Here is a 26968-nt window from a genome sequence, read left to right on the forward strand (position 1 = left end):
AATTCATTTGCAAATTTCCTCACAACTCCCATATAAAAGTTATTTTTGGACTTTGCTGAAACCAAACGTCCTTTATAAAAAGCAGCATATTACGGAAAAAGACCATTTATGATCAAAGCGGAAAATATTCATAAAAATTTCGGGGACCTGGAAGTTCTTAAAGGAGTGAATCTTCACATAAACAAGGGCGAAGTGGTTTCTATTGTCGGGGCTTCCGGCGCGGGGAAGACCACGCTGCTTCAAATACTGGGAACCCTGGAACGAATGACTAAAAACGGCGACAGCCGCCTGTTTATCAATGATGTGAACGTGGAACAGCTAAACGCGCGAAAACTGGCGCGCTTCCGGAACAAACACATCGGCTTTATTTTCCAGTTTCACCAGTTGCTTCCCGAGTTTACCGCGGTTGAAAACGTCTGCATTCCCGCCTATATCGCCGGAAGGCAAAAAAAAGAAGCCGAAGAACGTGCCAGGGAATTACTGGACTTTCTTAACCTATCACACCGCTATGACCACAAACCGAAAGAGCTTTCCGGCGGTGAGCAACAACGTGTGGCCGTAGCCCGTGCCCTGATCAACAACCCGGACATTATCTTTGCAGATGAACCCAGCGGAAACCTGGATTCCGAATCCGCAGAAAATCTGCACCGCCTCTTTTTCAGGTTACGGGACGAATTCCAGCAAACTTTTGTTATTGTTACCCATAACGAAGAACTGGCGGATATGGCAGACCGAAAACTGGTCATGGTTGACGGAAATATTGTTTAATTCGTCCCCACTAAAATTCCTTCGGGCTTTCCATTAAAAAAAACAGAACTACAAACAACTGTTTTACAGAAATATACCTTTTATCAAAACGATTTGAGTCATTATCAGAATATCTTTGGCACGTTCATTGATAATCTTTTCATGTAGCCGACCTATATTTTTAACATTAAAATCGGATATTATGAAAAGGTTCTTGATACTATTTACGGCAACATTGTTCAGTTTCACTTCGGGTACGGCTGCTACGGCAGGTACCCAGGCAGTGAACAACTCTCGTTATAATGATGCTTTCATCTTTGTAGAGGACGGGATTACTTTTTCTGTTTTCCCGAATGGTGAGTTTGACTTTTATATTGACAATAACCCCCAGGTTAGCGCCAATGTCAATGTTGGTAATGTAAACATCAGTTTTAACTCGGGTTACAACTACGACGCCTATGTACAATATGACGATTATGGAGCTGTGATCCAGGTTATGAATTCCCCTGTATTTTATGATTATTACGGCAGGGTATCCAGGATAGGTTCTGTAAACGTTTATTATAATGCCAACAGGGTAATCCGTGTTGGCGGACTTCATGTATACTACGATCCGTATGGGGGGTTCAGCCATTTCACAGGATATATCAATGTATATAACCGCGGTTATGTCTACAGACCGTACCACCGTTATTTTGCCAGGCCGTTACCGCGTTACTGTGTAGTATATGACAGGCCTTACCGAAGATATTATAACCCGGTGCGATACAGTTATTACAAACCTTACAGAAACAACCACCGCAGGGCGTATGCTACCGTAGGCAGAACATATCACTATAAAGAAAATAACAGGAGACGATCTGTATATGCCAACGACCGAAGGGTAAAACGGAACGATTATAGTTCGTACCGAAGAGAAATCGCCCAGAGGGATAATAACAGCACGCGAAGGTCATCTTACAACCGGAATGAAAGCCCAGCAAGGGCCTCTATGTCAGGCAGGAACTCTACGAGGAATTCAGCCGCAGTAAAAAATTCGGATTCGCGTCGTAACAAAAGTGTTAGACAACAGACTAACACCAATAGAAACCGAAGCGAGGCCATTCGGAACAGGAATTCTTCCGCTAACCAGAGGAACTCCTACAGCCGGAACTCCGTACAAAAGAAGAGCCAGGTACAAAACAGGCCGAATGTAAGGAAAAGTGCTCCTCAAAGAGTGAATAACAATTCACGGAACGTACAAAGGAAGCAGAGCACTGCTCCCCGGGCACAAACACGGAATACGCGCCAGGTAAGGAAGGCCGCCCCACAAAGACAGGTGAGATCTTCATCTGCCAAACAGGTAAGAAGTAAAGGAAACACTTCCAGACGGACTTCTTCTTCAGGAAGAGGCCGGGGATAAAAATAAAGTTAGTTAGTTTTTAGGTTTAAAGATCGGGTCCGCAGGCTAGTTACCTGCGGGCTTTTTTATTTAAAAAACTTTTTGATCACCTTTACTATATCTTCGGATAATTCCAGTTTATATACAAGAAAGAGATATACCGCTCCAATGAGAACAGATTTCAACCCGATATTGACCAGCGGATAAAACCCGAAGTCCCAGAAACCAAATACGAGAATTACAGAAACAATGACAAGGGTGGTCTGCAGGGTTTTTGACGAAAAAGGATGTAGCTTCATTTTGGCGTACACAAAACCTATTTTGGTACCATTATAGGCCAAAACCGCCAGAAATGTGGCAAATGCCGCCCCGTTAATCCCCCATAAGGGTATAAAGATCATATTTAATATTACCGTCAGAACAGCAAGAAATATCCCGAAAAAGAGAATGGTCCTGTAGTAATCGGAATTGAACAAAATGGAATTATTGTTTCCCATAAGATTCTCGGAAAGTTTGGCCAGGGCAATAAAAAACACCACCATGATCCCTTCGCTGTAATTCCCGGGAATGATTTTGTACAACTCGTCAATATTAAGTGTTATCCACAAAAACAACAATCCCCCCACCACGTAAAGGCTCAGAGAACTCCTCCGGTAAAGGCCCTGCAGTTCTTCTTTCCGGCGTTCGTTCATCAGTTTGGCGGTAATGGGATAGGTTATCTGGTGCATGGCCCTGGACGGTACCACAATGACCATTGCTATAAAAACAGCCACATTGTAAAAGGCCACATTGTTTATGATCTTGTACTGCCCGATCATAAACGTATCTATATCGAGTAAAACAACAGCAATAGATCCGGCTACCACAATGAGACCGGAGTACTTCCATACCGAAACGGCATTAGAAGGAAAGGTAAAAGAAAAACGGGGAGGGTGTATTTTCCAGGTATGCACTACCATAACCATAGTACGCAGGACGTACATTCCGGTAAGCCAAAAGACAAAATCTTCGACCTGTATCCGGCCTGAATAAACCGCAAAAAGCAATATCATAACTACGGCACGGGGGAAAACTTCCTTCATAAAATTACCGAAAGTGGAGCGCATATGTACTTTACCCCAGGCAAAGAAGACTTCAAAGTAGGCCATCGCAAAAGCCACGCCGTATATAGCCCATGTATAATCTTCCACCACCGGGTTTTTCTGCGAAAGGAATGCGGCAATGTGGCGGTAGCCCAACACCCCGAGCAATCCTGCCGGTATAATAACGGAAAGCGGAAGAATAAACATCATAAAAACAAACTTCCGCCGTTCTTCCTCTTCTTTATAGGATGAGAAAAACTTAACCAGGGTATTATGTACCCCAAAAGCAAAAAGCGGCATCAATATGTTTGCCGTAGAAAGCAGGTACCCCACCAGGCCATAGTATTCTTCGGTAAGGAAATTGGTATACAGGAACAGTGTGTTCACTGCCCCCAGGCCAAACCCAAGGTATGTATTGACCGTATTTTTAAACGTCTGCCGGAATACTATTCCCATAAATAATGACTGTGAGTACTTTTTATCAGGGTTTTATGTCCCCGATCCGCAATTGCAGAAGAGGACTCCGAAATTTAAGCAAAGTTCCGCAAAAGTCGGGAATTTACGGTCTTCCCTCTTCATTTTCCTTTTTATTGTCATTTTCCAGGATAAGGTTTGCCAGTTTGTTGGCCAGGGCCTTCCTGCTGTATTTTTGCACTCCGGATGGCGAAACCTTTAACTTGTTCCACAGAAACCTCTCATAGCTTTGGAAAAGCTTATCCTTTACAGCATCCTTTTCCCTGTAGGTGAACGTGGTCCCCGCTCCGGTTTCCGCAATAATCCGGGCTACATCCCACCCTTCCGGCCCTATGGCGATTATAGGCCTTCTGGCTACCATGTATTCAAAGAGTTTCCCGGGAATAATGCCCCTGGTTTCTTCCTTGTCCATTTCAATAAGCAGTAATATCCGGGCTGATCTTTGCAGTTTAAGGGCTTCCTCGTGCGATACATATCCATGAAGGGTGAGGTATTGATCCAGTCCGTATTCTTTCAGGGTATTCAAGACCTCACTACTGACAGTACCGGTGAATTTCAGCGCCAGGTTATCCGCAAAATCCTTGTGTTCTGCCGTAAGCTCAGACAGGGCTTCCCATAATATCAAAGGGTTCCTCTCCGTAAGCAGGGACCCTATGTGGGCTATGGTAAATGTTTTATCCTCCTCTACTTTTTCCGTGAAGGTAAGATCATAACCATTGGTAATGACCTCTACCGGGGTTCCGGTCTTTTCCCTGAACTCATCCGCAGTGGTATAACTGGTTACAAGCAGGTGGTCCGCCTTATGCAGTACTTCTTGTTCCAGTTTCTTGTGCTTTCGCCGGGAAGATCCTGACAGTTTCAGTTTTTCGTGATAGCTGATACTGGTCCACGGATCACGAAAATCAGCTATCCACCTGGCTCCTGTTTTCTTCTTCAGTGCCACACCAATAAGATGCACACTATGCGGTGGACCGGTAGTAATAACGGTATCTATATTTTCTTTGCGAAGGTATTTGGAAAGATAACGGACAGAAGGTTTCACCCAGAATTTCCGTGCATCGGGGATAAAGATGTTCCCTCTTACCCACAAAAGCATTCTTTCTACCGGCGACTGCTTTTTCTCCGTAATAAGCCCGGAACTTATTTCCTTTGTCTTCTTCCCGGAAAAAACTGAAGCCATAGCATACGGTTCGAATATGGGGCGCTTAAGTACGGTAAGGTCCGGTGGGATCTCCTGTTCAAAACTTTTGTCTATTATGGGATAATGTGGATTTTCGGGGGCGTATACTATGGGCTCCACATCAAATTCTCTGAGATATTTGACAAACTTAAGCCACCGCTGTACTCCGGGGCCGCCGGCAGGAGGCCAGTAATACGTTATGATAAGTACTTTTTTCTTCAGGGTTTTTCAGATTTGAGATTTTAGATTCCGGATATGAGATAAGTCCTATAAAATAATAAAGCGTTTTCATTACCTTTACCATCTGTCACCGGCCTTCCTTTACTTCCTCTTCTTTATTCCATAAAAAACACCTCCCAGTAATAACAATCCGAGGAGAATATTTCCCGCGAGGGCTATCGTACTCCCTTTTTTCACCACTTCAGGTTCAAAACGGAATTCTATGATGTGTTTTCCAGCCGGGATCCTCATGGCACGGAGCGCATAATCAGCACGGAAAAAAGACGCTTCTTTACCGTCTATGGTCGCTTTCCAGCCGTGGGAATAGTACATTTCGGAAAAAATGGCCAGGCCGTCATCCGGGTTTTCGGAGATATATTTGAGATAATTCGGCCGGTATTCCGTTAATTGCACGGATGCCGAAGGATCTACTTCAAAAGAACTTTCCCCGGATAACACATTTTCAAAAGTATTTCGGTTAAAAACCGCTTCTTCGCGAATCCGAAGACTGTCCAGGGCATTCATCTCTTCGTCTGCATTGTTTACCGGGATCAGTTTTTTTACAAACCAGGCATTCCCTGCTGCCCCGGGATTCCGGGCCGGGTACAGTTTTCCTTCCTCATTTTGTTGTATAATGTACTTTACATTGAGCATGTTCAGTACAGCCATATTATTTTTGGCCACCTGGTATTCAAATAAATCCATCAGTCTGCCCGGTTTGGCTGCATGATACCCGCCTACGGAATGATGAAAATATGAAGTTCTGGCCCCATTGAGGCCTACCGAGGGCTCATAAACCCGGTACCAGGAAGTGTCTTTAAGTATTTCCTTGTCTACCGGAGTTGCCTGGAACGGAATATCCATTACCTTAGCCTGTACGAAATCGTCCTTATCCACATAGCGTTTGGCCACACCACTCAGATCAAAAAGTATCAATGCCGTAAAACCGCCTACAACATACATGTATTTGAACTTCCCCTTCAGGTAAAGCCATAAAACTCCCGCAGCGAGCACTACAAAAATAAAGGTGCGCCAAAGGTCAGCAGTATACATAGCCTTACGGTCTGCCTTTATTTTATCCAAAATCTCATTGCCATAATACTGTCGTAATGTTGCATCAGCAGCCCCGCTGAAATCGAATAATCCACGGCCAAGGAACAACAGAACTACCAGTCCAAAGGTTATAATCGCCGTCCATTTCAGGGCTTGTGTCTTTTCTTCTGCAGATTGCGAACTGTCCAGGAAACGGGCAAGTCCGAGGATAGCCAGGACGGGCACGCACAATTCCAGTATCACCTGTATGGAAGATACCGCCCGGAACTTGCTGTACATCGGGAAATAATCGATCATCAGATTGGTCAGCAGGCTGAAGTTTTTCCCCCAGGACAGTAAAAGCGATAGCAGTATCCCTGCAAGGAGCCACCATTTGGTCTTTCCTTTAACCAGGAATAATGCCAATACAAAAAGGAACAGGATTACCGCCCCTACATATGCCGGTCCTGCTACGCCCGGTTGCTTTCCCCAGTAGGCAGGAAGGTTTTCCGCAAAGTCCAGGGCCTGTACCCTGGGCACTCCCTGTTGTAACAAAAAGTTATAGGTTTCGGAATCCTCTCCCAGTTTCTCGTGATTAGATCCTCCGAAAAGTCTGGGTACAAATAGATCCAGCGTTTCCACAATGCCATAACTATACTGTGTAATATATTCTTTATCTAATCCATTTATATTCTTTTTCGGTGACCCGTCCGGGTTTAGAGTCAGTTCGCTTTTACCCCTGGTACTCCATTGCGCATATTCCTGTGTAGCCAGTAAATTTGTGGCGTTGGTCAATACTCCGATAAATACGGCAATCACAAGAATGCCACAGGTTTTCAGGAACTGAGGTATCTCTTTTTTCTTAAAAGCCTCAATAGCATATACGACTCCCAGTGCCAGGACCAGCAACATGAGGTAATAGGTCATCTGAATGTGATTGGCACTTATTTCCAGTGCCATCCCAAAGGCGGTTAACAGGAACCCGGAAATATATTTCTGCCGGAACGCGAGCAATATACCGGCAAGTACCACAGGGAAATAACCTATGGCATGGGCTTTGGCATTGTGCCCCACCCCGATAATAATAATGAGATAGGTAGATAAACCAAAAGCCAACGCTCCCAGAAAAGCCAGTTTATAATCGACCTTCATTACCAGGAGCAGAATATAAAACCCTATAAAATACAGGAAAAGATAATCTGCCGGTCTCGGCAGAAAGCGAATAACCCGGTCTAGTTTTTTGATGTAATCGTGTGGATAATTAGCTCCCAGCTGATAGGTAGGCATACCCCCGAAAGCACTGTTCGTCCAGTAAGGCTCTTCCCCGGTTTTCTGTATGAAGTCCCGTTGCTCTTTGGCCATACCGTTAAATTGCACGATATCGCTCTGAAAAATCTTTTTCCCTTGTAATGCGGGTATAAAATACCCTATAGAAACTGCAATAAATACCAGGACAATGATAACATGAGGCAAGATCTTTTTTATCTGCATGAAAGAAGGTTTGGTTTTCAGTGAACGATGAGTTCAGTTAGTCAATTTCCTCAAAATCGATATACTCTCCTACTTTTTTGCCGGATTTTGAAGTTCTTTGTTTTCTGATAGTTTCCGGGGTATTTTCTATGACCACTTCTCCCTCCTTCGGCATTTCCCTGTTCCCTTCGCCCTGTGTGCGGTTCCGGTGCTGTTCCCTGTATTTTTCCTGAGCTTTTTTAGAGGCATACCGCAATAATATAGGGCCGAATATCCTAGCCAGGAAACGGAAGAGGTAATAAAAAATAATAATAAATGCTATGGTTCTTAGTAACTGCATTCAAAAACAATATTTATTTTAACGTCAAAAATACGATTCTCTTATTTTAAAACAGGCCGCAATTTCATAAAAAAATAATAAAATCTATATATTTGGGCAAATATCGGGTTCTGTCATACGTTATAATTTTGGAGTTCCGGTATGCAGTTACGGGTTTTTCTTAAAGGCAGATTATTATAGATTTCTTATAGCAGAGCCACGAATGCACGAATAATTTATAGAAAATCAATCTCATTGTCCGTGAATCAGTGGTTATAATGTATAGAAACTATAGTAACTGCAACAAATCCGGAGAATGTCGGAAGCAGGGTTTTAACCTTTAACCTGATAAAAAGATCCCAGGCTGCAAAAAACCGGTTTTTTATACCGGTGCCGGAAAGTATCCGATTACAAATACCAGATTTGCAATGATGAAGTATCACTATCTTAAACTACTTATCCTGACATTGATCGCAGGAAACCCGTTGTATGCCCAGTACACGGACATCATCAATTCCAACCGCCCCGGAAGGTCTGTCAGCGCCTATGCTCCGGGGAAAAATGTCTACCAGGGAGAAATGGGATTCTTTTACGAAAGACGAGAACACGACGGCCTGCGTACTGAAAACGAACAATACGGAACAGATTTTGCCCTGAGGGTCGGAGTGCTGGAAGAAAAGCTGGAAATAACCTGGCAGGGAATTTATATGTGGGACAATATTACCTACAACACATCCGCCACCCCGTATACCGCAAGACAGAGCAATTTTTACCAGAATACCATCGGCGCCAAATACCTGATCTTCGAACCCAAGTTAAGAGAACCCAACCTCTATAGCTGGCGGGACGATCACACCACGTTCCACTTATCGGACCTTATACCGGCCGTTTCGGCCTATATAGGCACCAACCTGCTTTTCGGTGACAATCCGTTTTATCCGGATGAGCCGTCCTTGTCTATGAAAGCCATGCTCATCACCCAAAGCCATTTTGCCGGAAGCTGGGTATTCACCACCAATTTCATATTCGACCGGCTGGGAGGTGACGACCCTATGTTTAGCTATATCTTAACCTTAACCCACTCCCTTTCTGATCCGCGATACTCTGTTTTTGTCGAGCACCAGGGTTACAAGAGTGACACTTACGGCGACGGTATTTTCCGGTTTGGGGCAGCCCGGCTTATAAACAGCCAATTACAGGTCGATGCTTCCGCAGGTTTAAACATAAAAAACACTCCTTCCCGGTTGTTTGCAGGCCTGGGTGTGTCGTATCGTCTGGACTATCATGAAGACGAATATATACCCGTACCTTTGGAAGAAGATGACAAGGACAAGGATGATGAAGAAGAAAATCCGGAACTTCTGGACCACAAGGCCGGAAAAAAAATAAAGTACAAAAAGACAAAGAAGCAAAAGCAAAAAAATAAAAAGAACAAGGGTAAAAGAAAAGAAAATCCTTTTGATATAGACCTATGATTATTGTAAAAGAAGTGAAACAACCGAGAGAGCTGAAAGCTTTCGTCAAATTCCCTTTTAAACTCTACAAGAGTTCTCCTTATTGGGTCCCCCCCATTATCAAAGAAGAAATGGCTACTTTTGATAAAACCAAAAACCCTTCTCTGGAAAATGCGGATGCCTGGTTATTCCTGGCATATAAAAACGGAGAAATAGTGGGACGTATCGCAGCAATCGTCAATTACATAGAAGTAGAAGAACAACAAAAGAAAAAAATCCGCTTCGGATGGTTTGATGTTATAGATGACCTGGAAGTCACAAAGGCCTTGCTGGAGAAAGTGGCGGAAATAGGTAAAGAAAAAGGACTGGAATACCTGGAGGGACCTGTAGGCTTTTCTCATATGGACAAAGCCGGAATGCTGGTAAAAGGTTTTAACAAGCTTAGTAATATGTCTACCATATACAACTATACTTATTACCCCGAACACTTTAAAGCACTAGGATTCAACGAAGGCGCGGTATGGGTGGAATACCTCATTGGAATACCGGATACAGTACCGGAAAAAATAGGAAAATTTTCGGATATCATCCTCAAAAGATACAACCTTAAATTATTGAAGTTCAAATCTTCCTCGGAACTGGTAGAATATGCCGATGACATGTTCGCCCTTATGAACCGTTCATTCAAGGACCTGCAATCGTTTATTCCCATACAAAAACCCCAGATAGAACAGTACAAACAGAAATACCTGAAATTCATACATCCCGATTTTGTCCAATTCATTGTGGATAAACACGGTAAGATGGTAGCTTTTTCCATTACCATGCCTTCTTTTTCCAGGGCTTTACAAAAGGCAAAAGGCAAATTGTTCCCCTTTGGTTTCATCCACATTCTTCGAGCTCAGAAAAAGAGCAATTCCGCTACATTATACCTCATTGGTGTGGACCCGGAGTATCAGAATAAAGGAGTTACGGCCATTATTTTTAACGAAACAAATAAAACTTTCCGGAAGCGGGGTATGCGTTATGTGGAATCTAACCCGGAACTGGAAGAAAACATCGCAGTCCAGCTGTTGTGGAAACGCTACGAAGAGCATGAAAAGCACAAACGAAGGGTTACCTGGATTAAACCACTGGATATGATATAGCTTTCGGGTACAGGACTGCAAAACTTATGATGTAAGGCCTTTTCAGCTATTGCCGGAGTGCTGCATTTTTTCCGCCATAAGAAGAAAAACAAAGTAGAACAAATGTTAAACGGAAGTTCTTAACCCTAAGAAAGTGTATTTATGTTTTATCAAACAATCCTCCCGGTAACACTATCCTTACCTCCATGTTTCTCCCGGACCGTAAAATTATTCGGCTTTTTCAGTTTCTTTTTCATTTTCACTATTTCTTCCGCTCAAAACGGTTACCCCATACCGGAAACAACACCTACCAGGCTCTTTTATATTCAGCACAGCAACAACTATAATACTTATGTTTACGATGCCCGGATGAGTGGTAAGTCCATAGACCGGAAAAAACCCGTGGAGGCATATCGCATTGTATACACCGAAGGTGGTGTCAGAAAGCCGCTAAACCTGGCACAAAAAAAACTGGCATACGGCATGGCAACCGATTACCTGGCCCCTAACCTCTACGAAATGCACCTGGTGGTGTCTAAAAAGTTAAAATTTTACCTCACCCTGGATTCCGAAGGAAAACCGGTGGTTACTGTAACCGTTAACAATCGTAAAATGTACCTGGACCGAATGTTTTTACAGATAAAGAATAAAACTGCAGGGGTACATGTCAAAGCCGATTGGGTATTGTTTGCAGGCAAAGATTTTGAGACTTCAGAAAAGATTGCGGAAAAGGTTATCGTGAAAGATTAAAACACAGAAACCTCAAACTGATTAAAATTCATCTATCCGTTCTTAAAAATAGCTTTTTAAAGTCCGTAATCTCCCGGAATTTCATAATTTGTTATAACTTTCCGGTATTGGGTACGGGTGTTTAGGTTTTATCTCTGTAAATGTGATATGATGTCCGGAAATAATTGCTATAGCTGTTTTGACAAACTTCAGATAATCCATGCGGAGAATTCTTCGGTTCATATTATTACTGGCATTTATTTCCACAGCCATCCCGCTATCTGCACAGGTACCTCCCGTAAAACAGGATTCCATCGGTCAGAAAGGAAAGCGCCTGTACCGGAATATTGAGGACTACTCTCAAAAAAGAGGATTCACCCGTTTCCTGCACCGCCTCGTATTCCGGCCTGTAGGCCAGCAAGAAAAATCAAAAGACCGGAAAAAAATTCTCGGGGAAGCTCCGGAGATGACCGTTCACTATTCCCGTTATGCAGGAAAGGTGATCCGGAACATCGCTATCACTACCCTTGACCCCTTCGGTTATTCCATAGCGGATACCACCCGCCAACCGGAAAAATGGATAGAGCGGTTCGGAAACAGTATTCACCTGAAGACCAAAGACGTTACCATACAAAACCTGCTGCTCTTTAAAAAAGGCCAGGAACTCGATTCGCTGCTCATAGAAGAATCGGAACGTTTGATAAGGCGTCAGCGCTTTGTACGGCGGGTAATTATCATACCGGTAGACGTACCCGGCAATCCGGATGCGGTAGACCTGCAAATCCGTGTTCTGGATTCCTGGAGTCTCACCCCCAGCGGTTCTGCCTCCTCATCCAGAACGTCTTTTGAACTGACCGAAAGGAATTTTTTCGGCCTGGGACATGAATTCCGAAATGAGTTCGAGAAAAAACTCAATACCGGGGAAACCTCCTATCTCGGCAGGTATACCGTACCGAACATCATGAACACCTATGTACAGGCTCAATTGAACTATGAAATACAAAAAGGAGAAAACGTACGTAAAAGTTTCGGGCTGAACAGGAATTTTTTCTCAGCTTATACCAAATGGGCGGGAGGTATCTACATAGAAGAAAACCTGGTACGTGATTCCCTGCCCGATGCACAAGGTATTTATGCCATGCAAAACATGAAATCGGAAACCCAGGATGTATGGGGCGGATACTCCTTCCGTGTTTTTAAAGGAAACACGGAAGAGGATCGCACGACCAGGCTCATTACCACCCTGCGCTATCTCAATCGCTATTACAAAGAGGTACCGTCGGTTTTATATGACTCCATAGGATTCTTCTCGGATGAAAAATTATTCCTTGCCAGTGTGGGAATCTCCTCAAGGAAATTCGAGCAGGACAGGTTTTTGTTTAATTACGATATCGTAGAAGACGTTCCTATAGGCCGGACGTACGGAATTACTTTCGGTACCAGGAATAAAAACAACGGCAACCAGCTTTATCTCGGCGGGAAATATGCTTTCGGGAATTATTACAAATGGGGATACTTTAATATCAATGCTGAAATCGGTTCGTTCTATTACCGCAACAGACGGCTGCAAAGCGTACTGCGACTGGACGGACTATACTTCAGTAATATCAAGCCTTTGGGGAGTTGGTACCTGAGACATTTTGTGCAGCCCGTTCTCGTTCTCGGGGACAGGAGAATGGGAATTATTACGGACCGTGTGGATATCAATGAAGAAAATGGGATTTCCGGGTTTGACAGCGAGATTCTTTTCGGCACCAAAAAATTCACTTTCACCTACCAGTTGCAGGCATATGCGCCATGGAACGTAGCCGGTTTCCGCCTCAATCCGTTTTTTAATGTGAGTATGGGATTTATAGGCGACGAGAAAAACAGCCTGTTTGACAATAACGTTTACTCCAAGATCGGTATCGGGCTACTCATTAATAATGATTACCTGGTATTTAATAACTTCCGGTTTTCCCTCGCATATTACCCTTCCATTCCCGGACAAGGGTATAATGTTATCAAAACCAACTCCATCAGTAACGACGACTTTATGCTTCCGGACTTCCAGATCGGGAAGCCCGTGGTTGTTCCTTATCAGTAGGAATTATCCGGTTATTATTATCCCTTCACCCGAAAAAAGACCGGTGAGCGTCTCTATCCTTTTTATTATCTTTAAGAAAAACTAAGACCCTTATGAAATTTTTCATCAATAATCCCCATAAAGTCGTTGACGAGGGGATAGAAGGTCTGCTTACGGACCCAGGCCTAACCAAATTGGATACATTTCCGGAAGTAAAGGTGGTGCTTCGCAAAAACACAGATAAAAATAAGGTCTCCGTAATTTCCGGAGGCGGATCGGGACACGAGCCTGCCCATGCCGGTTTTGTCGGAGAAGGAATGCTGACCGCTGCAGTATGTGGTGATATTTTTGCTTCTCCGCCGGTAGATGCAGTGCTTTCGGCAATAGTAGCCACAACCGGTGAAAAGGGCTGTCTGCTTATCATTAAGAACTACACCGGTGACCGGCTTAATTTTGGTCTGGCCGCAGAACAAGCACGTGCATTGGGACTTAAAGTGGAAACAGTAATCGTTGGTGACGACATCGCTCTCGGACAAGACGTGGAGCAACGAGGATTGGCTGGTACGCTTTTCGTTCATAAAACTGCCGGTGCCCTGGCCGAAGCAGGAAAATCGCTGGAAGAAGTAACCCGAATGGCAGGAAAAGTAGCCACACAAACCTTTTCCATCGGTTTATCTCTGGAAGAAGGACAGAAATTCCAGAACCCGGAAAAATCGCGTTTACAGATGACCGAAGCGGAACTCGGCCTGGGCATACACGGAGAACCGGGAGTGGAAACTATTAAAATGGAAGATGCCGATACTTTAATGAAAAAGGCAATCGATCGTTTGACAGCATACCTTCCGGGACAGAAAAAAAAATACGTATTAATGCTCAATAACCTGGGAAGTATAACACCTGTTGAAATGAACATTTTACTCTATGCTTTCCGGAAATCGGAACTGGCAAAACAGGTTAAATATCTCGTTGGCCCCGCCCCTTTCATGACCTCTCTGAACATGAACGGTTTTTCTCTCTCGGTTATGGAACTCGACACCGAAATTTCACAGGCTTTAAGAGCAAAAGCAGGTCCTGTTTCCTGGTTTATGCGTGAATTCGGGGAAACCTCTTCCGTACCCGGTCCGGAACTTCCGAAAACCCTGCCCTTCTCTCCTTCCGAAGACGAAAAGGCGAAAAAAGTAATACAAACCATTACCGAAGAATTGATAGTACTGGAAAAAGATCTCAACGCCCTGGATGAAAAAGTGGGCGACGGCGATGCGGGTTCCACTTTTGCCAGCGGGGCCCGAAAGCTTCTGGAACTACAGGATCAACTGCCCTTTGCCGATAAAGGAAAACTGATGACTACCCTGGGAAGGATACTGGCACGTGAAACCGGGGGATCGAGCGGGGTGCTCCTTTCTATCCTGTTTACCCGTGCCGGAAACGCATATAAAGAAGAAAAACACACGGGAAAGGCCTTGAACAGCGGGTTGCAAAAAATGAAAGAATTCGGCGGAGCCCAGGAAGGACAACGAACCATGATTGATGCCCTGCAACCCGCTTTTACCGTTCTGGCAGAAAACGGCAATCTGGATACTGCTGCTCGTAAAGCGAGGGAAGGTGCCGACAAGACCAGGGAAATCACCAACACCGATTTTGGCAGGTCTTCTTACCTGTCTGAAAAGTCGCTGAAAGGTATACCCGACCCGGGAGCGGAAGCAGTTGCCAGGATAATGGAAAAACTGGCAGGAATATAAACAGGTAAGAAATAAACCGTTATCATCTGAAATCCAAAGGCGTTCAGGTTGTTTTGCCACGGATACACAAATAATTTTATGAACTCAAGGTAAACCCATTATATACAAGAGGAGCGGTAACAGTGTTGCGGTTCGGAGTTAAGGAGTTTTGAATTCGGCAAGGATTATTTCTTTGTTACAAGTTCCAGGTTGCAAGTTGTTTTCCGATCGCCAATATTTATATTTTACCCCTAACCTGCCCCTTTCCTGTGTTTATAGAAGGACTCTGGGAGCTATAAATTAACTTGTAACCTGGAATTTTAAACTTGGAACCATTAAACGTTGCAATTATAGTTTTTTAATGCGTTTGCCCTGTTTATGAACTCATTTAAATTTTTTCAGTAGATGTTTTTACAGTTTATTCATTCCCCTCTCATGTGTTTTCAAGGGCTTTTCGTACCTGTGGCACTACTTTGGTGGCGTATAATTCTATGGTTTTCATCAGGTCTTTGTGCTCTGGTCCTCCCACGTCCACATGTGCGACAAAGCGTGTCAATCCGAACATTTCCACAGTATGAAGTATCTTGTCGGCAACCTGGTCGGGTTCACCCATAAACAAGGCTCCTTCCGGAGCTATTCCTCCCCGGAACTGCATGCGGGTATACGGAGACCAACCCCGGGTTTTCCCTATTCTGTCCATCTGGGCGGCATAATACGGAAAATAGTTCCGGGTAAGGTCTTCTTCCGATTCGCTTACAAAACTATGCGAATGAACGGCCACTTGCATTTTATTTACATCATGCCCGTGTTCTTTATACTGTTCCCGGTAAAAATCGATCAGCGGGAGAAACTGCTTAGGCATTCCTCCGATGATTGCAAAGATAACGGGTAATCCCAGCCGCGCAGCCCGGTAAACGGATTCCGGCGTACCTCCCACGGCTATCCATACCGGAAGCTTCTGTTCGGGACGTGGATACACTGTTTGGTTATGCAAAGAGGCACGGAATTTACCTTCCCAATTGATAATTTCCTCATTGTTCAACTGTAATAACAACTGAAGCTTTTCCTCAAATAATTCATTATAATTCTGCAGATCATAGCCAAATAAAGGGAACGACTCCGTAAAACTGCCACGACCAGCTACAATCTCGGCCCTGCCTCCCGACAAAAGATCTATAGTCGTAAAATCCTGGTAAACCTTTACCGGATCGGCCGAACTCAATACGGTAACTCCACTGGCCAGTTTTATGTTCCCGGTCACTGTAGAAAGGGCAGACAATACGATTTCCGGGGAGGAAACCGCGTAATCCGGACGGTGGTGCTCTCCAAGCACAAAACAATCCAGTCCCAGTTCGTCTGCCAGTTTTACCTGTTCTATCATCTCTGCCAGGCGTTCCCCCGGTGGTTGAAACCGACCGTTTTTTTCATCGTAGGTCAGATCACCGAACATACCGATACCTAATTCCATATATTCATTTAAACGGATTAATATACAAATCTACTGTTCTCAGTAATTCTTAAGGCAATTTTACGCTATACATGGTGTACGGATAAACCGTTCTGTCCTTTCCGCTGTTCCACTGCGGCAGACGCTGCAACTGGGCACAGGTAAAGTACAGGTAACCATCGGAACCTGTTCCCAGGGAATCCGGCCACAACAAGCGGGAATCTTTTACCAGGGTATGTATCTTTCCGTCGGGACTCATATAAGTTATACTATAATCCTCGGAAGTAGTGAAGAATATATTTCCTTTGTCATCGGCCACCAGTCCGTGTGTAACTCCTACTTCGCCCATATCCTCAATTTTGCTTTCCAGTTCACTTTCGGAAAGTTCCGGATCCGCAAGGTAACGGGTCTCTACTCTATACAGATTTTTCTTGTTGATAGGTTTAAAGTAGAAATACCTGAAATCTTTGGTCAATGCTATCCCGTTCACGTGTGAAGAAAAAGGTTTGCCATCCGCATCCTTCATTTCCCGGCCCTGGTAGGTAAGTACTATATCTTCTGCCAAAGTGTATGAAGTTTTTTTGAGTACACTCCTGCTCTTCCCGGTTTCCAGGTCCAGTACTACTATAGCCGCCTGTCCGGGATCGGACAGGTAAGCCATGTTTTTTTCAGTATCCACCCGCACATCGTTCAGTCCGGAAGCGGTTTTGTCCAGGTCTTCGAAAAGATATACCTTTTCGACTTTATCGGTTCCGGTATTGATTTTTACCAGTTTGAATTTCCCTTCTGAACCTTCTCCCGAATCCCCGAAAATAGAGCCTTTGGAAGCCGGTTTGGAATCCAGCACCCACAAATTGTCTTCCGCATCTACATATAAATCCTGTACCCGAAGAAAGTGATCATCCTCGTCCGAACGGGTATTCCATTCTTCATCGGGATAAGCTGCTACGCTTCCGTTTTTTTTCTCGGTAAGCGTATACTTACCGTTGCCGTCGTAATTCGGAAAAGCTACAAAAATGCGGTTATCGGAAGTTACACTGAGACCTATGGCCATACTTTTGTCAAAAGAAGCTACGGGTTGCAATGCTTCACTGTGAAATTCCTCCTGGGCCGTTGCATTCGCAAGCATAGCTGTGATGATTACAGGAGCACATATTTTTTTCATAAACGTTCTTTTACCTGGTTATCCCGGATCAAACCGGGGTATTTGCTTCTATGAGTTTGGCTGCTTTTAACTCAGCCCAGAGATCGGAAGGAATTTCAACGGAAAAAGACCGGGCATTGGCCGCAGCCTGCTCGGCGGTACTGGCTCCCGGTATTACCGCCCCTACCGTAGGGTGGGATGCACAGAACCTTAGGGCAACAGTTCTGAGATCCACGTCGTAATTTTTCACAATGGCATTGATCTTATTTCTTTTAGCTACCATGTCCCCGGGCATTTCCCCACCGTAATTAAAGCGTTCCCTGTTAGCCAGAAAGCCTGCATTCAGCGGGCCGCCAATAACGGCTTTAACATTTTTCTTATCCATTGCCGGGAATACCTTTTCCAGGGCATTCTTATGTTCCACCAGGAAATACTGAATAGCGACCAGCATCACATCCGGGTCCGCCACTTCCAGGCATTTCAAAATAGGCTCGGGAGTATTGACCCCCATACCCCAGGCTTTGATAATGCCTTCTTCCCGCATTCTGGTCAGTTCGGGAAAGGCTCCCTTTTCAGCTATTTTAAATTGTTCTGTCCAGGTTTTCCCAAGATCGCCGTTGTCCGGTGAAAGATCGTGCACAAAAACAACATCTATGGAAGAAAGCCCCATACGTTGCAGGCTATCTTCTACGGACCTGCGTACCCCGGCAGCAGAATAATCGTATTTGTGTTTGAAATTGAGCCTTCCTTTCCAGAGCAGGTCCGGATTCGGTGTAAAACCCGCGTCAGGTTCCAGGATACGCCCTATCTTAGTAGAAAGAACAAACTCATCCCTCTTCTTTTCAAAGAGAAAATGCCCCATTCTCCTCTCGCTCAACCCAAGCCCGTACCAGGGTGATGTGTCAAAGTAACGCACTCCGTTATCCCACGCCGCCTGCATGGTCGCTATGATCTGATCGTTGGTATTCTCGTTGAATCCGTTTCCGGCGGCTACACCACCCAATCCTGACTTCGTAGGGAACTTATATCGCATTTTTTCCGTTTTTTTATGTTTATAAACTGCTTGTATCCTGTTATCCGGTACGCCGGCCAGGCCGACTGACCAATGCGTTGTGGCCAAAGCCGCCGAAGCTAATGTTGTTTTTGTTATAAATTCTCTTCGTGTAGCCATAATTATCATCTTAGGAACAATACAGGTTTTTTTCCGGGAAGCAGATCCCAAAGACCTGTAAATCTGTAAATCCATCAAAACATATTGTGGTGCTTTTAAGAAGCAAGCTTCTTCCGGGAATGCAAAAAGCGGCTGGCAGGTAATTCCCTATTTATCTTCTCCCTCTAAAATACGAAGCTTTCTATATATATACCAGAAAATCTCTTTCTTTTTCCTATCGGGATACCTGGCCCGGTGATTAAAGGTATTTCCATCCTTCTACAAACGTCAATTACCCCGGTGATATTATCAAGACAAAACATTCCGGATTTTACGAAGCAGGTAAAAAGTTTACACATGTATTCACATATTCATTTCCAAACCCGCAACTTTTAATTTGTAAACCACAAACCTGGATCTGGTTCTCCCCCTCCTTCCGCTACACATCACTATAACATTACAACCGTACTATAACATTACAACCGTCAAAACCAAATAATCTCAAAATGCGACATAGCTAATAATGTTAACCATAAAAATTTAATTACCAAACTATTATAAGCCATTACATAAACAAAAACTTGACTATAAAATTTTGATACATATCACAGGAATATTTTTTCTTATAGCTTATTATCCTCCGTTTTTTCCTTATCATTATATTAAAAAATCGGATATTCCCATCTGCAAATTGCCATTTTTGTTCAGGATAACCGTTGCTATCCTTTTTTCAAATAACCAAAAGACCAAGTGTGATGGTATGATTTAAAACTGCAAGAGGATTTGCCAAGCGGTTGAATGCGCGTAAGAGACCGGAGAGGGAAGATACTTCCTGAAAACATGTAAAGAGAAGATTGCTCTATAGCTCCCGGTTAACACCAACCCATGATAAGCCCCATAAGCTATCCGGTCAAGCGGATTCCCCCCTGTTTAATAAAACGAAGACTCGTTTTTTCGAAAAAACGGTCAAAACAAGTATGGGTAGTTGAAATTCCAGAACACCTTTTTAGTTAAACAAAAACTTTAATTAATGCAATTATAACATTTAATATCATTATTTTATATACATGAAAGTAAAAGCAGAGCGCTGTTGATTACAAATTCACACTATCCTGCCCCGTCTGGCGGGGAAAACCATTCTCCAGTTATTTGGTTATTCGGATTCAGACAATAACTTTTTAGTGTTATGGAAGGGAAGACCTCTTAATTTTCCCTGGGAACCGCAAGTGTTTTATAAAGTCCTAAAGCCGAAAGAAAGTAGGTATTTTTAAGATCTATATCCGATACCCTGGCTTTGACGAGATTGTTTTCGCGGGTGTTGATATAAAAGATCGAACTCTCTCCCATTTCAAAAAGTTTTATTTCCCCGCCAAGCATTTGCCGGTAATCGTTTATCAGATCTTCATTAATCACAATTTGTTCCCGGTATGAATTCAATTCGTTAAACTGCGCCTTAATCTTATTTTTAAGTGCTTCTTTTTCAAACTGCAGCCCAAATTCGGAATTTTTCAGTTTTATATCTGCCAATCGTACTTCTGCCCGCTCTTTTCTCAGGAAAAGAGGAAAAGAAAAAGAAGCCCCTATTTTGTAATCCTCCATACGAAAACCGTCTATATATGATGGCTCCGAGATATAATTATAATTGAGGTTCAGTTTGGGCAGCATGTTGTTGGCCTTTAACTTACGGTCCACTTCCTGTATATTGATTTTTGTATTCAAGGCGTTGATCTTCGGATGGTTCTCTATATCGAATTCTTCGGTAAGCGGATCGAGCGCCAGTATATCGAGTATGTGGTCTTCCAGGTTGTCCTGCGGCACCATCTGTTCTGATAGTTCCAGAGGGATATTATCTTCGGTCCACAGGTAATTGGACAGGCTCAGGCGACTTTTGGTAAGTTTCAGTCTGGCCTGTTCCCATTCCAGTTTCCTTGTTTTCAATATAATTCCCGATTCCACACTATCTATAGGCGGAAGTTCGCCCAACTCGATAGATTTTACGACCCACTCCTGCCTTTCCACGGCATTCCGGTAAAAATCTTCGTATAGCTTTACCTTTTCATAATCTCGCTTCCAGTTCATATAAGCCACAGAAGCTTCTGAAATAGCTTCTACAGTGGCGAGTATCCGTTCGTAGTTGCCAAGTTGCACGTACAGTTTACCTTTTTTCAGTTCTGCCATACGATCGTTTATCCATAGCCCCTGCCCTACAGGTACCGAAATTCCCAGGGAGGTAAGCCCGTCCTGAGGAACATAATTTTCCGGATTCATGTACACTCCCTCGTTTTTATCGAAAGCCGCCTTGATTTCTATACCATACCAGGTGGGTATTTTAAAACTTCCGTTAAAGAGGGAGTAATAGGTTTTGTCATCGTAATTCTTTTTGGAAAAATCAGCTTCTAATTTAGGATCGAACGCTCCCCTGGCCTTCAGAAGTTTCGCCTGTGATTCGGAGAGTACCAGATTGGCCTGTCGTACTATGGGATGATATTTTTTAACATAGGCCAGGAATTCATCATAGGTAAATTCATCGGACACTTCCTGGGCCCGGGCCGTACCCATAACCATAAGCAATACGAAAAGTCCGGAAAAAACCCGAAATGTCCCGCTAACTATATGAATATGCATATGCGATTATTTCTTTTTCTCATTAGTACTCCCTTCCGATCCCGGTGTGTTATAAAAATTGGGTGGGAACCCGTTTAAGGTACGCCATATTTCAAACCAGATAGGCACATCATCCAGTAGTGCAAGTGTTTGTGACCCCGCTCCTACACTAAGTTCTTTCGGCCAGCTTTTTTCTTCCGGGTCCGGGGCAATGAGCACACGGTATTTACCGTTGGCACTGATAAAGTTTTCCTTTGCCACTACAACTCCCCCGAAAGTACCGTAAGAAACTCCCGGCCAGCCGCTGAATACGATCGTGGGCCAGCCGTCAAACCAAATACGAACCTTTCCCCCTTTGTGTACCAAAGGATAATCCAGGGGTTCTATATAGGTCTCCACGGCAATATCAAAGCGTGCCGGCATAATACTTACCACAGAAGTCCCTTCCTTTATGGTTTCCCCGATACCGGACTGTAATGCACGGTTTACGTATCCATCCTGCGGAGCAGTTATATAATACATGCCGTTACGGATCAGATAACCGGCAAACTGTGACCGGAGTTTGCTCACCTGGGACTGGGTATCAAAGCGCGTACTGAGCACAGTTTGTATATCACTCTGGGTTTTTGCAAGCTTTTCGGCATAGGCCGCATTAAGCCGAGTGAGTTCCATTTCCGCATTGATCAATTCGTTCTGGCTGGTTAGATATTTGTTTTCCTGGGTGATTATTTTAGCCTGCATTTCCTGGAGCTTCACCTTTTTTTCTTCCACATAGGTCATTGGTTTTAATCCTTCTTTATTAAGGTTAAATGCCCGGTCATACTGGGTTTCGGCAATACTCAACCGGGTTTTTACCGCTTCCAGGTCTATGCTGTCGCTGATAACCTTAAGCTTACTCTGTTTCAGTTGGTTCCGTGCTTGTTTGAGTTTCAGCTCCTGTTCTCTTTCTATGGCTTTTATTTGTTTGGTTAAAGCACCGATCTTTTCGGTATAAGATTCCACTGCACCTTCTTTGGCATTTACCTGATCTTCCGTATTGGCAATAAGATTGGGGTCAAAATAAGACTCCTTTGTTTCGGATAAAAATATAATGGTATCTCCCTTATGCACATAATCTCCTTCCTGTACATACCATTTTTCTATTCGTCCGCCTATGATCGCATGTACCGTTTGTGGACGCTGCTCCGGTCTAAGCGTAGTAACATACCCCGATCCCTTGATGTTCTGTGTCCAGGGCAGAAACAATACGAGCAGAATAACTATAGCCACACCCCAAACCACTTTTCTTATGACCCTGTAGTGTCTATTGTCCGCAAATATCTTCGCAGAAGTATATTTGGACATATCCACGAACTTGTCGATACGATTATCAGAGATATTCAACATGCCTATTATGTTTTTAACGTTCCTTCGGTCAGAAAGAATCTTTTGTTACACTTCTGTTTCCAATACTCGTTCTTAGAGATAATTACCACCGTCCAGGTCTTATCTTCTGTGGTCAGGTAATCTATGATTTCTTTTGCGGATGGTTCATCTACCTTCTCTAGAGGTTCCTCCAAAAAGAGTATTTTAGGGTCAGAAATAATACACCTGGCCAGCAATATTTTTTGAATTATGGAAGAGCTCAGCTGCTTCCCTTCGGAGTGAACTACGGTGTCCAGTCCGTTCGGAAGGGATTTTATATATGTGGTGAGTTGCATACTTTCAATAACCTTGTGTATCTCCTGAATGGATATTCCCGGGTTTTTACAGGTAATATTCTCCAGTATAGTCCCTTCAAAAACATTGTCATTAATGGTTATGGTACCTATACTGGAACGATAATCGTCTATAGCATACTTACTGTAATTGGTGTTATTTATAAAAATGGTTCCGCCGGTGGGTTCTATAACCCGGCTCAACAGGCGTATCAGTGTAGTTTTACCCGCCCCGTTGGCCCCGTCAATAAGGATACGGTCTCCCTGGTTTATGGTCAGGGAAACATTTTTCAGTATAAAATTATCGGAATTCGGAAATTTATAGGAGAGCTTATCGGTTTCGATACACATGGTATCGGAATCCAGAAGATAACTGCCATTCTCAGAACCGGAGCCAGTCTCCAAATCCATGTCTACCACCGTACCTATTTTCTCCAGGGAGGTAAGCACATCGTAAAACAGTTCAATACCGGAAAAAAGTTTTTCTACTGCTGTAATAATCGTTAAAATAATGATCTCTGCCGCAACGAACTGCCCGATGTTCATTTGCTGATTGAGGACCAGTATCCCCCCGATAATCAGTAGTCCGGCTGTTATAAGCACTTTGAACCCGGTTAGCTGGATAAATTGTTTTCTAAGCACCCCAAAATGGTTCTCCCTTTGATTTAAATAACTGTTAACCAGCCTGTCATTTTTATGCAGGGCAAAATCAAACAGCTTATTGCTTTTAAAACTCAGATGGTTCCGTGCAATTTCCTGTAACCAATGCGCTACCTTATATTTATAATTGGATTCTTCCAGGCTTGTGGAAAGTCCGGGATAGAAATTAAGTCTGAAGATCAGGTATAAAAGGATTACCAGTAAAATCCCAAAGAAAATAAAAAAAGGATGGTAAAGCGATAACAGCACAATCCCAAAAAGTATCTGCAGCGCCGCCCCGGAAATATCCAGCAACAATTTGGAGAATCCCTTTTGTACTGTAAGCGTATCGAAAAAACGGTTTGCCAACTCAGGAGGGGAATAAGGGTATAGCTTGTTAAATTTGATTTTAGGAAAACGGTATGCGAACTCAAAAGAAGATCGCACAAATATCTTCTGCTGAAGGTTTTCCGTAATCCTGTACTGCATGATCCGGAAAACACCTACCATAGCTACTCCTACAACTACTATAATCACCAATACTACCCATGAAGTACTCACTTTACCTGCCTGGAGAAAATTTACGATAGACTGGATACCCAGCGGAAGGGATAAACTTATAATCCCCGCCAGGATAGAATACAGGATAATCTGGTAAATGTCCTTTTTATCGATACGCAACATATTGCGAAATCGCTGAATTGGTGTCATAACAATATTTTGTTTATGTTTTCTATATAAAACGTGGTTATATCATTTTCTCTCTTGCAAAAATCCGTGATCGTCGTAAAGTGATCTTTCAGATAATGCTGGTGCAGCGCCCCTTCTACAATAGAAGAAGCAAGGCTTTTTATGTATAGGTATTCCGGATTCACATCTGCAATCAATACTGCGAGCCTGTTGATAACACTTTTGTAAACCAGGAAAAAGCCCTGCCGGTTTTCTTCATCCACTTCCTTGGTCAGGAATGTCTTGGTAAACTCGGCTATAATTATCCTGTTCAATACCGATTCCCGGATAAAAGTCGTCTTGTCATCATCTTCCACTTCTCCCGTTACTTCCCTTATAGCTATATGTAACCGCTTCAGGGGATCTTCGATATTCAGGGTTGCCAAAGCCATACGATACTCCACCCACGACCAATACCAGGAAGACAGGTAAAGCAATAATTTATGCTTACTTTCAAAATAGCGATATACCGAACTCTCATTGGAGCCGATGGATTCTCCTAATTTTTTAAAAGTAAAAGACTCAAAGCCCATTTTATCTATCAACAAAATGCTATGTTCTAAAATCTTCTTGCCCAGTACCGATGTTTCCGGATCTTTGAGATACAATTTCTCATTGATCCGCAACCGGATATTCCCTAAAATACTCTCCATAATTATAATCCGCTAAATTACAACGGAGGCAAAAATAATAGTAATACTATTACATTACGAAAGTTTAACAATTATTTCTGAAAGCATTATAAATACTGTACTTAATCTTGTATTTAAACAATTATTCATCCTTATTTTCCGATGTTGACAATTGGAATTATCTGATTTAGCGGGAATCCGGGAAAAGGTTAATTATCCCGTAATATCTCTATAGAAGGACAAAGCGTTAAAATCTCAGTGATGTGTAAGGCTGACGTTTTTTGAAAAATAAGCGGAAAAAAAGATATTGGCAGGCAGAACTGCTATGCGTCCGGGACCAAACCGTTCTGCTCTGAAAATTGTGAAGGTTTTACAGGCAATACAATTGCTTTTCAGTTATTGTGTAATCGCCGTAACACCGGGAGAACTCAATAACACAGAAGATGAAAAATACCATTACCCGAACCGGTTACAGGAACAAAAAAAAACAGGTCCTCATATTATTTTCGGGTTAAATTTTATCGTAAACTTCTTTATTGACTACCTGGGGCATTTTATCTCCTTTAAACACGGCAATCAGATTCTTTGCCGCCACATTGGTCATGGCCGTTCGCGTTTCTATGGTTGCAGACCCGATATGGGGCAATACACAAACATTCGACATCTGCAATAACGGGTTGTCCGGGAGCATGGGTTCCGGATCGGTTACATCCAGGCCCGCTCCCCATATTTCTTCTTGCTTCAGGGCTTCGATCAGGTCTGTCTCGCGGTGGATCTTTCCCCTTGCAGTGTTGATGAATATGGATGTTTTCTTCATTTTCCGAAAACAATACCCGTCGAAACGGTATTGTGTTTCGGGAGTAAGGTTGGTGTGTACGGAAAGTACATCGCTTTCTCCCAGCAATTCATCAAAATCTACATAGCGGGCGTCCAAAAGCCGTTCGGCTTCCATGTTACGACTTCTGTTATGGTAAATAATACGCATTCCAAAAGCTGCACCGGCCATTCTTGCAAACTCCGTTCCTATCCTGCCGAGTCCGAAAATCCCCAGGGTCTTACCGTTAATCTCTATTCCTAGTTCATTCAGAAAACCGTTGTCTTTCCACTCTCCCCCCTCTACCTGTCGTGCCGCATAAAACGCTTTTCTTGACGTGGCCAGCATCAGGAGAAAAGCAGTGTCAGCAGTTGTTTTGCTCAGTACATCGGGGGTGTTGGACACCGGAATACCATAGTGTGTAGCAGCTTTCAGATCGGCATGGTCATACCCTACACTGGTAAGCGCTATGCCCTTCAGGTGTCGGCAGGATTCCATAAAACGGGCATTCAGATCAGCACTTCCCACGTTAAAGAGCAGGTCTGCTTTCTTACAGGCTTCTGTAAGATCATTTTGTGACATTTTCTTATCCGAATTATTATATATGACCTCCAGCCCCTGTTCTTCCAGGAGCGCGATCACTTTTTTGGGAATTCTGCGGGATACGAACACTTTCATTTTTAACTGTTTCCGGTTTAATAGATTATTCTACCACTTCAAAGTAACAAAAATAACTAAACATTAATAGACTGTTACCGGAAGCGGGCGTGAGCATTTACTTTCCCAGATCATTCCAACATCTCCTGGTTGATCTGCTGCAAGAGGTTTAAACAGTATCAACACAAGTAAAACAGAGATCGTATCAGGGTAAACGCATTATAAGGGAGGAGCAGTAATTAGTAATCCGTAAGCGGTAACAGTGTTACAGTTCGGGGTTGAGGAGTCCCGATATATCGGGATGGAGTTAGGGGTACTATTTTTTTTTATAAGTTGCCAGTTTGCCGGTATTTATAATTCTCACAAACCTAACCTGGAACCTGGAATTTTAAACCTGGAACCATTAAACGTTGCAATTATAGTTTTTTTAATGCGTTTGCCCTGAAGATCGTATAGAT

The 26968-nt window shown here is 43.4% G+C and carries 19 protein-coding genes; 7 read left to right on the forward strand and 12 right to left on the reverse strand.

Features of this window, described 5'->3' with window-relative positions; all coding sequences use genetic code 11:
- Positions 1–108 precede the first annotated feature (108 nt).
- Both ACVBDY_RS02710 and ACVBDY_RS02715 read left to right on the forward strand, forming a co-directional pair.
- Positions 109–768 (forward strand): ABC transporter ATP-binding protein, encoded by a 660-nt coding sequence (locus ACVBDY_RS02710; protein ID WP_447173929.1) that lies wholly within the window; start codon positions 109–111, stop codon positions 766–768.
- 181 nt (positions 769–949) lie between these two features.
- Positions 950–2149, forward strand: coding sequence for a hypothetical protein (locus ACVBDY_RS02715; RefSeq protein WP_447173930.1), 1200 nt, complete (start codon positions 950–952; stop codon positions 2147–2149).
- Positions 2150–2214: 65 nt separating this feature from the next.
- Here the strand turns inward: ACVBDY_RS02715 and ACVBDY_RS02720 are convergent, their stop codons facing one another.
- The 4 genes from ACVBDY_RS02720 to ACVBDY_RS02735 form a co-directional block, all read right to left on the reverse strand.
- Positions 2215–3666 (reverse strand): oligosaccharide flippase family protein, encoded by a 1452-nt coding sequence (locus ACVBDY_RS02720; protein ID WP_447173931.1) that lies wholly within the window; start codon positions 3664–3666, stop codon positions 2215–2217.
- Between the two features lie 103 nt (positions 3667–3769).
- Positions 3770–5086 carry a glycosyltransferase family 4 protein gene (locus tag ACVBDY_RS02725; RefSeq protein ID WP_447174369.1) on the reverse strand — a complete coding sequence of 439 codons (1317 nt, stop codon included), beginning with the start codon at positions 5084–5086 and terminating at the stop codon, positions 3770–3772.
- A 99-nt stretch (positions 5087–5185) separates the two neighbouring features.
- Positions 5186–7606 (reverse strand): YfhO family protein, encoded by a 2421-nt coding sequence (locus tag ACVBDY_RS02730; protein ID WP_447173932.1) that lies wholly within the window; start codon positions 7604–7606, stop codon positions 5186–5188.
- Positions 7607–7643: 37 nt separating this feature from the next.
- Entirely contained in the window at positions 7644–7925 is a 282-nt protein-coding gene (locus ACVBDY_RS02735) for a DUF4834 family protein (protein ID WP_447173933.1), read from the reverse strand.
- Positions 7926–8332: 407 nt separating this feature from the next.
- Between ACVBDY_RS02735 and ACVBDY_RS02740 the strand changes: the two genes are divergently transcribed.
- From ACVBDY_RS02740 to ACVBDY_RS02760, 5 genes are all read left to right on the forward strand, one after another.
- Complete coding sequence (locus tag ACVBDY_RS02740; RefSeq protein WP_447173934.1) at positions 8333–9379, forward strand: transporter; 1047 nt, start codon at positions 8333–8335, stop codon at positions 9377–9379.
- A complete protein-coding gene (locus tag ACVBDY_RS02745) occupies positions 9376–10506 on the forward strand; it encodes a GNAT family N-acetyltransferase (RefSeq protein ID WP_447173935.1) in 1131 nt (376 codons plus the stop codon). Before ACVBDY_RS02740 ends, ACVBDY_RS02745 begins: the two co-directional genes overlap by 4 nt.
- A 141-nt stretch (positions 10507–10647) precedes the next feature.
- Entirely contained in the window at positions 10648–11235 is a 588-nt protein-coding gene (locus tag ACVBDY_RS02750) for a DUF4833 domain-containing protein (RefSeq protein WP_447173936.1), read from the forward strand.
- A gap of 199 nt (positions 11236–11434) precedes the next feature.
- The gene (locus ACVBDY_RS02755; protein WP_447173937.1) at positions 11435–13300 is read left to right on the forward strand and encodes a BamA/TamA family outer membrane protein; all 1866 of its coding nucleotides are present in this window, start codon (positions 11435–11437) and stop codon (positions 13298–13300) included.
- 92 nt (positions 13301–13392) lie between these two features.
- Positions 13393–15018: a dihydroxyacetone kinase subunit DhaK gene (locus ACVBDY_RS02760; RefSeq protein WP_447173938.1), complete on the forward strand. Its 1626-nt coding sequence runs from the start codon at positions 13393–13395 to the stop codon at positions 15016–15018.
- Between the two features lie 412 nt (positions 15019–15430).
- Here the strand turns inward: ACVBDY_RS02760 and ACVBDY_RS02765 are convergent, their stop codons facing one another.
- The 8 genes from ACVBDY_RS02765 to ACVBDY_RS02800 form a co-directional block, all read right to left on the reverse strand.
- Positions 15431–16465, reverse strand: coding sequence for an LLM class flavin-dependent oxidoreductase (locus ACVBDY_RS02765; RefSeq protein ID WP_447173939.1), 1035 nt, complete (start codon positions 16463–16465; stop codon positions 15431–15433).
- Between the two features lie 49 nt (positions 16466–16514).
- The gene (locus ACVBDY_RS02770; RefSeq protein ID WP_447173940.1) at positions 16515–17609 is read right to left on the reverse strand and encodes an L-dopachrome tautomerase-related protein; all 1095 of its coding nucleotides are present in this window, start codon (positions 17607–17609) and stop codon (positions 16515–16517) included.
- Positions 17610–17637: 28 nt separating this feature from the next.
- On the reverse strand, positions 17638–18759 hold the full coding sequence (locus ACVBDY_RS02775; protein WP_447173941.1) for an aldo/keto reductase: 1122 nt from the start codon (positions 18757–18759) through the stop codon (positions 17638–17640).
- 1182 nt (positions 18760–19941) lie between these two features.
- Positions 19942–21363 (reverse strand): TolC family protein, encoded by a 1422-nt coding sequence (locus ACVBDY_RS02780; protein WP_447173942.1) that lies wholly within the window; start codon positions 21361–21363, stop codon positions 19942–19944.
- Between the two features lie 6 nt (positions 21364–21369).
- On the reverse strand, positions 21370–22728 hold the full coding sequence (locus ACVBDY_RS02785) for an HlyD family secretion protein (protein ID WP_447173943.1): 1359 nt from the start codon (positions 22726–22728) through the stop codon (positions 21370–21372).
- Between the two features lie 5 nt (positions 22729–22733).
- Complete coding sequence (locus ACVBDY_RS02790; protein ID WP_447173944.1) at positions 22734–24389, reverse strand: peptidase domain-containing ABC transporter; 1656 nt, start codon at positions 24387–24389, stop codon at positions 22734–22736.
- A complete protein-coding gene (locus ACVBDY_RS02795; RefSeq protein WP_447173945.1) occupies positions 24386–25060 on the reverse strand; it encodes a TetR/AcrR family transcriptional regulator in 675 nt (224 codons plus the stop codon). Before ACVBDY_RS02795 ends, ACVBDY_RS02790 begins: the two co-directional genes overlap by 4 nt.
- Before the next feature lie 490 nt (positions 25061–25550).
- The gene (locus ACVBDY_RS02800) at positions 25551–26531 is read right to left on the reverse strand and encodes a 2-hydroxyacid dehydrogenase (protein WP_447173946.1); all 981 of its coding nucleotides are present in this window, start codon (positions 26529–26531) and stop codon (positions 25551–25553) included.
- Between the last annotated feature and the right edge of the window lie 437 nt (positions 26532–26968).

Source organism: Sinomicrobium halophytocola, from assembly GCF_052983395.1.